This is a genomic window from Achromobacter sp. MUI-25009338 (assembly GCF_057359325.1).
Genome location: NZ_CM170627.1, coordinates 1,280,240 through 1,293,434, shown reverse-complemented (window position 1 = coordinate 1,293,434; position 13,195 = coordinate 1,280,240). Strand labels below are relative to the sequence as shown.

Here is a 13,195-nt window from a genome sequence, read left to right as displayed (position 1 = left end):
TAGACCAACCGGCTTTATGCCGTCGGTGGAGATTTAGATGTTCAGTATTCGGAAACGAAGAAGTTTGTTTGTAGGCTTATGCGCGCTGTGGGCGGCGGCTGCGTCCGCTCAGCCCGTGAATGACCGGCCCGTGCAGCCAGCCGTCGAACCCACTTCGATGGTGCAGTTGTGGCGATCAGCGTGGGAACGTCAGCCCGAAGCAACTGCCGAATCTTCTTGGCGGCAGGCAGCACAGGCCCGGCGTGCGACTGCCGACAGCCTAACGTCAGGGCCGATGGCATTGGAACTGTCGAGCAAGACCGACCGATTCACTGACCGCGATGGTGCCCGCGAGTATGAAGTGGGCGTTGCGATTCCGTTGTGGCTTCCGGGAGAGCGATCATCGGCAGCGCGCTGGGCCGATGCCGAGAGCTCAGCGTTGACCGGCCGAATCCAGGCTGCGAAGCTGCGCACCGCAGGCCAGGTGAGGCAGGCGTGGTGGAGCTGGCAGCGTGCGGTCGCCGAACTCACGGCTGCGCGAGACCAACAGGGTAATACGACCAAGCTTGCGGCGGACGTTGCGCGTCGGGTACGCGCCGGCGATCTGGCGCAAGCTGACCGCAACCAGGCGGATGGCGCCGTGGCACTCGCGCGCACCGTACTCGCACAGGCGCAGGCACAGGAAGAGTCCGAGCGGCAAGCGCTGCTGGCAATGATCGGTAGTGATTCGCTCGCCGCTCCACCGGTCCTGGCCGCCGAAGAACTGTCCCTGCTTGGAAATGCGATCGGCGCTTCGTCTGCCGTTCAAACCGTTCCCGAAGAACATCCACTGCTGCAGGAGTTGCGAAGCAAGGCGCAGGCGGCACGCCGACAGGCCGAACGGGTAGCGGTTCAGAAGCGGGACAACCCCGAGTTGACGCTCTCTACCACGCGCGATCGCGGGGCTCGGGGAGAACACTATGGCCAGACCATCACGGTCGGCGTGCGCATTCCCTTCGGTTCGGGCAGCCGACATACCGAACAGTGGGCCAGTGCGAACGCGGTGGCGCTGGAAGCGGACTCCGAACTCGTGGTTCAGAGGTCACGCCTGCTGGCTGACATACGCACCGCTCAGGCCCGTGTTCGTGCGGCCCAAACGCAGTTGGAGGCGGCGGCCGAACGGCAGCGGTTGGCACAGCAGACGCGAAGTTTCTACCAAAAGTCCTTTGCATTGGGCGAAACCGACATGCCTACCCGGCTGCGTATCGAGCAGGAAGCCACGGACGCGGAACGCCAGGCTTTGCTGGCCCAGGTCGAACACGCCTCTGCCGTATCGCTGCTCCTGCAGGCCCAGGGGGTACTGCCCGAACAGGCGCCTGCTCTTCAGCCATTCCCTAACATGCGCTGAAAACGCGCTTCATCTTATGAGCACGGAAACTGCCATGAACATACGAAAAAACTGGCGCACCGCGGCGATCAGCGTCGCGCTGGCCTGCGCCGCCACGGCGTCGTGGGCACACGAAGGACATGACGACGCGCCTGCGGCGCCGGCCGGCGAGGCGCTTCCGCGCTTTGTCGCAGCCTCTGACGATTTTGAGCTGGTCGGCGTCCTGCACGGTCAGCGCCTGGCGCTGTACCTGGATCATGCGCCGGACAACCGTCCGGTTGCCAAGGGAGAGCTGGATCTGGAAATCGACGGCAAGACCGTGAAGGTACAGCCCCACGGCGAAGGTGAATTCGAGGTTGAACTCGCCGAAGCACTGCCTGATGGCGAGACACCGATCATGGCCACGGTCACAGTCGGTGACCAAGTCGACCTGCTGGCGGGAGCGCTGGACATTCACGTCGATGACCATGCCCAAGATGGTGCATCCAGGGTCCTTTCTGCGCCCTATGCGTGGGGCGGTGGCGCCCTTGTCGGGGCAGGGTTGCTCCTGTGGGGGCTGCGCCGCCGCTCCGCTTCCGAACGGAGTGCAGCATGAGAGCGATCAAGCAGTTTGCAGCCCTGAGCCTGGCCGCGGCCTTGTCGCTCAGTCTCGCTGGCAATGTCCAGGCACACGAGGGACATGATCACGGCGATGCCGCTCCGGCCCCTTCGGCCAACGGTCCTCAGCGACAACCCGATGGCAGTGTTTTTCTGCCCAAACCTGCGCAGCGCCAGATCGGCGTGCGCACGCGCCCAGTGCAGCCCGAACCTCTAGCTCGCACGTATGAGTTGGCGGGCAAGGTGGTCATGGACCCCAATGCGGGCGGACGCGTGCAGTCGATGCTGATGGGCCGGCTGGTACCAGGCCCGCAGGGATTGCCCAAGATCGGACAAGCGGTCAAAAGAGGCGACGTGCTCGCTTATGTCGAACCCGCCAACGGCGTTCTCGAACGGTCCGGACAACAGGCCCAGATCGCTGAACTGCAAGCCGCGCTGGTGCTGGCCCGCAAGCGCCTGGCCCGCGTGCAGGAACTGGCGGACACGGTCCCTCGCAAAGAAATCGAGGCTGCGGAAAGCGAAGTCGCCAGTTTGGCGGCACGCGCCCGCGCACTATCTGGTGGTCTGTCGGGGCGCGATGTGCTGAAAGCACCCGTCAGTGGTGTCATTGCCGCCAGCCCGGCCGTAGCTGGTCAGGTGGTAGATGCGCGTGAGCTGGTGTTCGAGGTCGTCGATCCCACCCAGTTGTATGTCGAAGCGTTGGCCTATGACCCCGGTCTGGCACTGAACCTGGCAGGCGCCCACATCGCGGTAAATGGCCGCAACGTCACCCTGGAGGTGGTTGGCGCGGCCAGCAGTCTTCGCGAACAAGCCTTGCCACTGCTCTTCAAGAGCGTGGGAGGCAACCAGTCGCGCCTGGTCGTCGGCCAACCGGTGGCCGTCTATGTCCAGGAGTCTTCCACAGTTCAGGGCTATCGGGTTCCCGTGGCCTCACTCATGAAGAATGCCGCCAATCAGAACATCGTGTGGGTCAAGCATCAGGCGGAACGCTTCGAGCCGCGGGTCGTGATCACGGCCCCGCTCGATGGCGACTCCATTGCGGTGACCTCTGGCATTCAGCCAGGCGACCGCGTGGTGATTGAAGGCGCCGCGCTCATCAATCAGGTTCGATAAGGGGCGCCACTCATGTTCAAGTGGATACTGGAAAACAGCTTGCGCAACCGGCTGCTGGTGATTATCGGCGCGCTGGTGCTGATGGCCTACGGTGCGTTCACGCTGTCACGCACCCCCGTTGACGTCTTTCCTGATCTCAACAAGCCGACCGTCACGCTCATGACGGAGGCCGGAGGCATGGCAGCCCAAGAAGTGGAGCAACTGATCAGCTTCCCGTTGGAAACAGCCATGAACGGCTTGCCCAACGTGGAGAGCGTGCGTTCCGTCTCCAGCGCGGGCCTGTCGTTCATCTACGTCACTTTCGACTGGAGTACCGACATCTTCCGCGCACGCCAGATGGTCTCCGAGCGGCTTTCCTCCCTGGAAGAAGGCCTTGCGCCGGGTGTGACGCCCACCATGGGGCCGATCAGCTCGGTCATGGGCGAGATCATGCAGATCGCGATCCCCATCGGTGCCAAGCCCGGCAAAGACACGTCCGGTAAGCCGCCGCTTTCGGCGATGGACACCCGTGAGTACGCCGACTGGGTATTGCGTCCACGGCTCATGGCCATCCCCGGCGTTGCGCAGGTGATCCCGATCGGCGGCGAGGTCCGGCAATTCCAAGTACAGCCCAGCACCTCTCGCATGGGCGAACTGGGCGTGACGGCCGACAATCTGGATGCTGCCCTGAAGAACTTTTCGGCCAACACGTCCGGCGGCTTTCTGGAACTCAATGGCCGCGAGTACCTGATCCGTCACCTGGGGCGTACATCCCGGCTCGATGATCTGCGCAATCTGCCGCTCACGGTCCGTGGCGGACAGCCGATCTTGCTGCATCAGGTCGCAGACGTGCGCTTCGCTGCCGCAATCAAGCGCGGCGATGCCGGCTTCGAGGGTATGCCGGCCGTCATTTTGGGCGTACAGAAGCAACCGACGGCAGATACGATCGCGCTGACCCAGGCCATCGAATCTGCGCTGGCGGATATGAAAGGGTCGCTGCCTGCAGGCATGTCTGAACCGCAAGTGACGTTCCGACAGGCCAACTTCATCGAAGCGTCCATCCACACCCTGCAAGGCAAGCTCATCGGTGCGGCCGTCTTCGTCGCGGTGATCCTGTTCTTCTTTTTGGGCACACTTCGCCCGCTCGTGATCGCGCTCACTGCTATTCCGGCCTCCATCTTCGTCACCGGACTGGTGTTTCACTACTTCGGCATGTCAATCAACACGATGACGCTTGGCGGTCTGGCAATCGCCATTGGCGGGCTGGTCGATGACGCCGTGGTGGACGTCGAGAACATCATGCGCCGACTCAAGGAGGACCGCGCTCGCGACCCCGGCAAGCACTTGAACCCCCTGCAAATCGTCGCCAAGGCTTCCATGGAGGTTCGGTCGGCCATCCTGTACGCGACGGTCATCATCGTGTTGGTGTTCATGCCGATGTTCGCCTTGCCTGGCATGGAGGGTCGTCTCTTCGTGCCACTGGGTATCGCCTTCATCGTCTCCACACTGGCCTCGTTGCTGGTCTCTGTGACGGTGACGCCAGTGCTGTCCTACTACCTCCTGCCGAAGATGAAGTCGCTCGATCATGGCGACACCCGTGTCCTAGCCTGGATTAAGTCACGCTATCAAGTCGGGCTGTGGCAAGTGCTTCGCCGCCCGCGTGCCGCAATGAGCGTTGCGGGCGTGGCTGTGGTTCTGGCAATCGCAGCAGTGCCGTTCTTCCCGACCACCTTCCTGCCTCCATTCAACGAAGGCACGCTGCTCGTGGGCCTGCGCCTCAACCCCGGCGTAACGCTCGCCGAGTCTTCCACGCTGGCTCGACAGGCAGAACTCGTGGTAGCCCAGGTCCCTGAAGTGCAGCACGTGGGACGTCGAAGCGGGCGTGCCGAACTGGATGAGCATGCCGAAGGTGTCCACGTCAGCGAACTGGATGTGGGGCTGCTGCCAGCCTCGGAACTCACCCGCTCAATGGATGAGATCACGGCCGACATCCGCTCCCGTCTGGCGAACCTGCCCGGATCGGTCGGTATCGGACAGCCGATCTCGCACCGAATTGACCATATGTTGTCGGGTGTTCGATCCCAGATCGCCATCAAGATCTTCGGTGAAGACCTGGACACGCTACGGGGTCAGGCCGAACAGTTACGCACGAAGCTGGCTGGCATTGCGGGCGTGGCCGACCTGGAGGTCGAGAAGCAGGTACTGGCACCGCAAATCAAGGTGCGGGTGGACTACGCCGCCGCTGCCCGGTACGGCATGGCCGCGCCGCAGATCCTGTCCACCCTGCAAGGTCTGGTGGAAGGAGAGAGGGTCACCGAGGTCGTCGAGGGAAACCGCAGGTTTGCGCTGGTGATCCGCTTGCCGGAGAACGCACGCTCGGTTGACGGCTTGCAGCGACTGCTGATTGACACGCCCATGGGCCGCATTCCGCTGTCGCAGGTGGCCGTCATCGAGGAAAGCGACGGCCCCAACCAGGTCAGCCGCGACGATGGACGCCGGCGCATCGTGCTTTCGGCAAACGCCCAAGGCCGGCCGCTCTCCGACGTCGTTGCCGACATTCGCGCCGTGGTGGCGGAAATGCGTCTGCCCGAAGGCTACTTCATCACCATGGGTGGGCAATTCCAGGCCCAGGAAGAAGCCTCGCGTCTGGTCGGCATGCTCTCCATCGTTTCCCTGGTGCTCATGTTTGTCGTGTTGTACACGCGCTATCAGTCGGTGGTGCTCTCTGGGCTGATCATGGTCAACATCCCCCTGGCACTTGTAGGGGCGGTGGTGGGGCTGTGGCTGTCTGGACAACCGCTGTCGATCGCGGCGCTGGTGGGCTTCATCACACTGGCCGGCATCTCGGTACGCAATGGCATCTTGAAGGTCAGCCATTACCTCAACCTCATGCGCCTGGAAGGCGAGTCGTTCGAGCAACGAATGATTGTGCGCGGTTCGCTGGAACGTCTCAGCCCGGTGCTGATGACTGCGCTGGTAACCGCCTTCGCGCTGGCACCGTTGCTGTTCGAGGCCGAGCGCCCTGGGACCGAGATTCTGCACCCAGTCGCCGTAGTGATCTTCTCGGGTCTCGTGAGTTCGACGCTGCTCGATACGTTCCTCACCCCGACGATGTTCTGGCTGTTCGGTCGTAAGCCGGCCGAGCGCTTGGTCGGCGAACGCAGCGAAGAGGCCTTTTGATGCGGCCGCACTCGACCGCCACTCCCTTTCCGATACTTTCCACCACCCCAGAAGGTTTATCCATGCAACTTTTCAAACGCTCAGTGCTGGCTGGCATTGCCCTGACCATGGCGTCTGCGACCGCTTTTGCCGCCGATGACCACGACCATGAACACGATCACACGCCTCGCCACGCCGGCGTGGTCGTCGAAGCCAGCGACATGGACTACGAACTTCTTGTTCAGCCCGCACTCGTCCAACTCTATCTGCGCGACCATGGCAAGGAGGTCAATGTCAGCGATGCCAAGGCCAAGCTCGTGTTGCTCGCAGGCGCGCAGAAACAGGAAGTGCAACTGTCACCTACTGCCGACGGCAGCCGCCTGGAAAGCAGGGGCGCTTTCGCGGCAAAGGGCGCGAAAGCCGTTGTTCAAGTCGAGCGTGGGGATAAAGTCAACAGCGTTCGATTCGTCCTGCCATAAAGGTGCACGGCCATTTTGGGACAAGCGGCCATGTGTCGCCGGCCCGATTCTCCAGCCATGTCAGCGTTGTCAGACTTGGCGTCTGAACCACCTCAGGAGATTGCGCAGGGACAATGACTTCGATGTCATTGTCATCGGTGCGGGCTCCTGCGGCTACTCGTCACTGTGGTCTTCGGCGATGTGGATGGCCAATCACACGATGAGCGCGCAGCAGCGTTCGTATGAATTGACGGAACAACTGGTAGAGGCCGGCAGTGCCACGCAGCTCGATCTGCAGCGGGCGGCCATTTCATTGCGCACCGCCCAGGCCAGCCACACAGCCTATGCCCGCCAGGCTGCCAGGGATCGCAATGCGTTGGTGCTCTTGCTGGGACAGCCGCTTACCGCAGAACTGTCACGCCGATTGGATGAGGCAAGTACCTTGCCCGACGGCATTGTGCCCAAGGACCTGCCCGCCGGCCTGCCCTCCGAACTGCTGGCGCGTCGCCCTGATGTGCGTGCCGCCGAGCATACGCTGCGCGGAACCAATGCGAACATCGGCGCGGCTCGTGCTGCGTTCTTTCCAACCATCCGTTTGACCGGTTCTGTCGGAACGGCGAGCGCCGAACTGGACGGCTTGTTCGAATCCGGGGCCGGAACCTGGAGCTTCATGCCGCAGATCACCTTGCCGATCTTCCAGGGCGGAGCATTGCGGGCCAACCTGGATGTCGCTCAGGTGCAGAAGCGCATCGAGATCGCGAACTACGAGAAGGCCATTCAGACAGCCTTTGCGGAGGTATCGGACGGGTTGGCTGGTAAGCGCACGCTTGACGAGCAAATCGCGTATGAGCAGCAACTGGTCCAGGCCAGCCAGAGGGCCCATGCACTGGCAGAACAGCGATTCCAGGAAGGTATGGATGACAGCCTCGCGGTACTGGATTCGCAGCGCGTGCTCTATGACTCACAACAGGTGCTGGTGCGCACGCGTCTGACCCGGCTCAGCAATCTCATTGGCCTTTACAAGGCACTGGGAGGAGGCTGGAAGGAATATACGGAGCAATCCGGCGCTACAGCGGAATAGCCTTCCCACACATCCGGATAACGCCCGATTCGGAAGGTCCAGAAGATCGAACACGCACCGGCGATAAGGCACGTCATGTGCATGGAGGAAAGCATGAGAATCAGCGAGCTTGCCAAAGTGGCACGCACCACCATCGAGAGCATCCGCTTCTACGAGGCACAGGGGCTGCTTCCACGTCCCGATCGATCCCGCAACAACTACCGGCGATACGGGCAGGAGCACGTCGAACGGCTACACCTGATCCGCAGCTACCGGGCGCTGGATATCAGTCTGGACGAGATTCGCCAGCTCCTGGTCTGGACCGATAGCCAAACCGTCATGCCAGGCCATATGGAACAGGTTCTTCAGGAGCACATTCTGAAGATAGAACAACGCATCGACCAGCTAAGCGGGTTGAAAGCCTATCTGATCGCACAGCGGCGCATACCCCCTGTTGCCACAGCAGCGCTCGACGAAAAGCAGAAGCAGTAACACTGCTGCCCGATGTTGACATGTCGCCACGTCGCGCTGGATGTAGGAGTGTGGACAAAACACATCACCTGTGGATTTCAATCCAAAATTTTTGCCATATACATGAACACATCTTCATGTGTGCTATCATTTATATGTAGCTGTACTAATTGAAGGCCCAAGCCCGCGCACCGGCTACGCGGGGGAGTCAGGAGATCGTTATGTCTTTGAATACAACAGAGCACGGAGTCGCCTCTACCGAGCGCCTGACCTTCCGTGTGGGTGGAATGGACTGCGCGAGCTGCGTAGGCAAGATCGAAACCGCATTGGCACGTCTGGCAGGCCTGTCGGACGTCACCGTCAACTTCACGAGCGAAACGCTTTCGTTGACGCGGGATACCGGGAGCAAGACAACTGCGTCGGCTATTGCGAAAAAGATTCGTGCGCTCGGCTTTGAGGTCGAGGCGCTTCCTGCCGCCGAGGTCCCTGCGGCCCCTCAGGCTGGCGCCAAAGCCGACGATGCGGTGCACGCACATGCGCATGGCTGCTGTTCCGACCATGATGACCATGCACACGGGGCTGCTCATCATCACGATGGCGATCATGCACACGCGCAGGCAACAGACGGTTGTACAGGCCACGGCCACAATCATGGTCATGGCCATGACCATGACTGCAGCGGGCATCACGACAGCCACGGCGGGCATGCTCATGCGCATGACCACCATCACGATCACGGCGCCTGCGACTCGCATCATGCGCATGAAGCATCGGCCACCTCGCGATCGGCTCCGAGCACCCCGCCCAATGTGACCATGCGTGTGGAAGGCATGGACTGTGCAAGCTGCGTTGGAAAGATCGAAACCGCGCTGGCACGCACGCCGGGTGTTTCCAATGTTCATGTCAACTTCACTGCGGAAACCCTGGGCCTGACGCTGGCACCGGGCTCGACCACACAGCCAGCCGACATCGAGAAAATCGTCAAAAGCCTCGGTTTCGGCGTTTCCGGTGTTCAAGCGGCGGATGACGCCTCGGCCATATCGGCACAACATTCCGCAGTGACCGACAGCCCACGCTGGTGGCAGACCAGGAAAGGCAAACACGTCGTTGGCCTGGGCATATTGATGACCGCAGCATACGCTATTGCCTATCTCGTTCCCGGCTATGGAGACTGGGTGTTTGCGGCTGCAGTGATCGCAGGTGTGTTTCCGTTCGCGCGCAAGGCATTTGCACTGGCACAGTCCGGTTCCCCGTTCTCGATCGAGATGCTGATGTCGGTGGCTGCCATCGGCGCACTGTTTATTGGTGAATCAGAGGAAGCAGCCGCCGTCGTCTTCCTGTTCTCCGTCGGTGAACTGCTCGAAAGCGTCGCAGCAGGCCGCGCACGTGCAGGCATCAAGGCGTTGGCTGCGCTGGTGCCGAAGACCGCTGTGCTGCTCGATGCGCAAGGCCGCCAGCGCGAGGTGCCAGCAGCGTCGCTCAGCGTGGATGATCGCGTATTGGTCCGTCCGGGCGACCGGGTACCGGCCGACGGCATCATCCTGGAAGGGATGTCGAGCCTTGATGAGTCTCCCGTCACAGGGGAGTCCGTCCCGAAAGCCAAAGCCGCCGGCGAAAGCGTGTATGCAGGCTCCATCAACGTCGATGGCACCCTCCAGATCCGCGTGGAAAAGGCTGCCGCCGACAACACCATCGCGCGCATTATCCAGTTGGTCGAGCAGGCACAAGCCGCCAAATCGCCCACTGCGCGCTTCATCGAGCAGTTCAGCCGCTACTACACCCCGGCGGTTATGGCCATCGCTGCCTTGATCGTGCTGGTTCCGCCCATGGCCATGGGTGGCGATTGGGCAACCTGGCTGTATCGCGGCTTGGCGCTGCTGCTGATCGCGTGCCCCTGCGCCCTGGTGCTCTCCACGCCTGCGGCTATCGCGTCGGGCCTGGCGGTCGGCACACGGCGCGGGCTGCTGATCAAAGGCGGCAATGCGTTGGAAACCATCGGCCGCGCACGCACCATCGCCTTCGACAAGACTGGCACTTTGACAGAGGGCAAACCTCGCGTCACGGATGTCGTGGCCTTCGCCGAGGGCGGTGAAGACCGGGTTCTGGCGCTTGCAGCCAGCGTCGAGATGGGCTCGAACCATCCTCTGGCCAAGGCCATTGTGTCCCACGCCGAGAATACCGATCTGGTCATTCCGGCCGCTGAAAACGCCTCTGCCACAGCGGGCAAGGCCGTACACGCAACCGTTGGCGATCAGCGTCTGGCAGTCGCATCGCCCTCGCACGCAGCCCAGGCGGCAGCACTGTTGCCAGAGCAGCTCGCCGAGATCGAAGCTCTGCAACAAGGCGGCAAGACGGTGTCGGTTCTGCTCAACGAACAGTCGCGCCAGGTGTTGGGACTGGTCGCGCTGCGTGATGAGCCTAGGCGCGATGCCCGCGAAGGCATCGCACGGCTCAAAGCCATGGGCATCCGATCCGTCATGCTCACGGGTGACAACCGTCGCACAGGGCAGGCGATCGCCGGCGCCCTGGACATGGAATGCGAAGCGGAGCTTCTGCCGCAAGACAAGTTGCGTCTGATCGACGACATGAAGCGCAGCGGCAAGGTTGCCATGGTAGGCGATGGCATCAACGATGCCCCAGCCCTGGCTACGGCTGATGTCGGTATCGCCATGGGCGGCGGCACCGATGTCGCGATCGAAACGGCCGATGCGGCGCTGCTCAAGAGCCGGGTGGTAGACGTGGCCCACCTGGTGGCGCTGTCCCGGGCGACCATGGCCAACATCCATCAGAACGTGGTTTTCGCGCTCGGGCTGAAGGGACTATTCCTGGTCACGACTGTTTTGGGCGTAACCGGTCTGTGGGTTGCCGTGCTGGCCGATACTGGTGCTACAGCACTGGTGACGCTCAATGCACTGCGGTTGCTTCGCTTCAAGGGGGCCGCTGCCCCTGGTAGCGACGGAAGCGATGGAGGTATGACCTCGCCTAGAATGATCCCGGCAACTAGCCGCTAATACTACGGCTTAGAGACTTCGGGAGACCAGGGCCTGTTTGTGCCCTTGGTCTCCTTTCTGTTAGCCGCCTTATTCGCCCGCCATCTTTAAGTAAGGGTTATTAGGTGGAAGGTCGACAAATAAGCGTGAAGGCTCCATCAATAAATAGCCATGCAATCGCCGTGACTTTCGAGGCCCTGTCACTTCGCAGGTCCAGATGTTCAAGCCGTTGGGTTGCTTGCGATGCAGTTGCAGTCGCTCGAAGCGCTTCTGCACCCATTGCCAATCCGGTTGATTGTCCTGCTTGGCCAGCATGCCTACCTGAGGGTGCTCCTGCGCATACCGCTGGAACACGCCGGGGCTGACCAAATAGGCGGTATCGCTCACGGTATGCACCAGCGCCTTTGCGTCGTTGATGATGAGCCGGCGCGAGGCAATGCCCTGTTGCAGCCATGCCATGAAATGCTCGCCGGATGGCTGCGCCGCCGAGGGCGCGAGCTTAGGCGTAGGTGATGAAGGCGGCACTGCGGCCAAGGTTGGTGCCGGCGCTGCAGAGCGCACGGCAGGCTCCTCACCCGAAACGGCATCCGCCCCCTGCGTAGTGACTGGCGAATCGTTCATTCCCACCATCATCAGCATGTCCTCCAGGACATCGGGCGTGGCATGAGGCTTGGGCGAAGGAGCCGAAGCGCTGCTACCAACTTCTTCCCAAGGCGGGGCCTCTTGGCTTGCCGGGGTGGCCTTCGCATCAGCCATGGGAAGGGGGAGCGGCGCTTCGGCCTCCTTGCCCGCGGGGGCCGTGTCGATCGCCACCGTCCCAGCGAACGGCGCTGGCCGCTCGCCAGACTCCCAGATCAGCGCCGGTACTAGCCGCAACAGGGTGAACGCGTGAGACCAGCCAGTGGAACTCGTCACGGTCGCACGCCAGATCGCTTTGCCGTCGGGCGTCGGCTGGAGCATGCCGTGGTCCTGGAGCACGTTGAACACTGCGGTGTTGTTCGCGGGGATGCCATCGACCCCTTGGGACAGTAGGTGCGCGCGCAACTTGTCCGATACCGTCTTACTCACCAGCCACAGCGCATCCTCGGTAAGCCAGCCATCGGAGGCTTCGGGCTGATTCAGTTTCAGTTCTTCCTTGAGCAGGAAGCGCAGCCCGTTGACCAGCTTGCGTTGCAGCGTGTGCTTGGGCGCGCTCATGGCGCGCGCGGGATCGCCGCCCAGCTCCTGGGCCACAGAAGCGCGGTCGGCCTGCACGACCAGCTCGCCCAGCACCCCAGCGTGCTCGTACTGCCCTGCCAGGACGTAAAGCAGCGGCGCCCATAGGGACGGATACCCACTGAGCCAGTCCAAGAGATCGCTGTCGAGCAGTTGCCGGTAGAGCAAGGCTGTTGCGGCACTATGCAGACGGTATTCGCGGTCGGAGTTGTAGCGGAATCGATAGGGCTGGCGCAGGGGGCCGTGCCATGGGTGCCAGGTGCTGCCGTCGGCCAACTCGACGTGGAGATCGACGGCCACCTTGCCGATGTCATGGAGCAGCGCTGCGTAAGCGATGGCGGCGGTCCAGGCTTCGGACTGCGCGGCTTGGTCCTCGGGGGTAGCGCCGATGGGCAGCAGGTGGGACTGCCGCAGCTTCAGGCTATAGGCGACGATTTCTAGGCCGTGGTCGAGCATGCCGCCCGGGTAGGCGTGGTGATGAGCCTCGGAGGCAGGGAAGCCCTGGACCAGCTCGGCATAGCGTTCAAGCGGCGCACGGTACAGGGTGGCGAACTGGCGGCGCGAAAGCGACGTGCGTTGCCATATATGTTCCATCAGCTTCTGCCGGCGTGGAGTCGCCAGCAGTGATGCGGCCGACTCGGGCCGCATCAGCCCTTTCGGAAGTGTGGCCGGTGCCGGTTCTGGCAATGGCGGCCTTTTTCGTTGGAATAGAGAGAGCATCGCCATGACCTGAAATGGGGCGGGGCCGAGCCTTTTCCTTTTTCAGGTAGAGGCTCTCTCTTTCCAGGTAGGGCCTTTCACCCTTCTG

At 62.2% G+C, this 13,195-nt stretch carries 8 protein-coding genes and 1 pseudogene; 8 read left to right on the top strand and 1 reads right to left on the bottom strand.

Features of this window, described 5'->3' with window-relative positions; all coding sequences use genetic code 11:
* Positions 1 to 274 precede the first annotated feature (274 nt).
* From AC1IQ6_RS06040 to AC1IQ6_RS06005, 8 genes and pseudogenes are all read left to right on the top strand, one after another.
* Positions 275 to 1,366: a TolC family protein gene (locus AC1IQ6_RS06040; protein ID WP_485866019.1), complete on the top strand. Its 1,092-nt coding sequence runs from the start codon at positions 275 to 277 to the stop codon at positions 1,364 to 1,366.
* Positions 1,367 to 1,400: 34 nt separating this feature from the next.
* Positions 1,401 to 1,940 (top strand): hypothetical protein, encoded by a 540-nt coding sequence (locus AC1IQ6_RS06035; RefSeq protein ID WP_232886000.1) that lies wholly within the window; start codon positions 1,401 to 1,403, stop codon positions 1,938 to 1,940.
* Positions 1,937 to 3,055: an efflux RND transporter periplasmic adaptor subunit gene (locus AC1IQ6_RS06030; RefSeq protein WP_232886002.1), complete on the top strand. Its 1,119-nt coding sequence runs from the start codon at positions 1,937 to 1,939 to the stop codon at positions 3,053 to 3,055. The genes AC1IQ6_RS06035 and AC1IQ6_RS06030 overlap by 4 nt, the downstream gene beginning before the upstream one ends.
* Before the next feature lie 12 nt (positions 3,056 to 3,067).
* On the top strand, positions 3,068 to 6,214 hold the full coding sequence (locus AC1IQ6_RS06025; protein ID WP_232886004.1) for an efflux RND transporter permease subunit: 3,147 nt from the start codon (positions 3,068 to 3,070) through the stop codon (positions 6,212 to 6,214).
* A gap of 62 nt (positions 6,215 to 6,276) precedes the next feature.
* Entirely contained in the window at positions 6,277 to 6,672 is a 396-nt protein-coding gene (locus tag AC1IQ6_RS06020) for a hypothetical protein (protein ID WP_232886006.1), read from the top strand.
* A gap of 196 nt (positions 6,673 to 6,868) precedes the next feature.
* Positions 6,869 to 7,732: pseudogene (locus AC1IQ6_RS06015) on the top strand (efflux transporter outer membrane subunit); the annotation flags it as partial.
* Between the two features lie 93 nt (positions 7,733 to 7,825).
* A complete protein-coding gene (locus AC1IQ6_RS06010) occupies positions 7,826 to 8,203 on the top strand; it encodes a MerR family transcriptional regulator (RefSeq protein WP_232886008.1) in 378 nt (125 codons plus the stop codon).
* Between the two features lie 200 nt (positions 8,204 to 8,403).
* Entirely contained in the window at positions 8,404 to 11,193 is a 2,790-nt protein-coding gene (locus tag AC1IQ6_RS06005) for a heavy metal translocating P-type ATPase (protein ID WP_269814609.1), read from the top strand.
* Positions 11,194 to 11,262: 69 nt separating this feature from the next.
* Here the strand turns inward: AC1IQ6_RS06005 and mobH are convergent, their stop codons facing one another.
* Positions 11,263 to 13,107: a MobH family relaxase gene (mobH, locus tag AC1IQ6_RS06000; protein ID WP_232886010.1), complete on the bottom strand. Its 1,845-nt coding sequence runs from the start codon at positions 13,105 to 13,107 to the stop codon at positions 11,263 to 11,265.
* Positions 13,108 to 13,195: the final 88 nt, after the last annotated feature.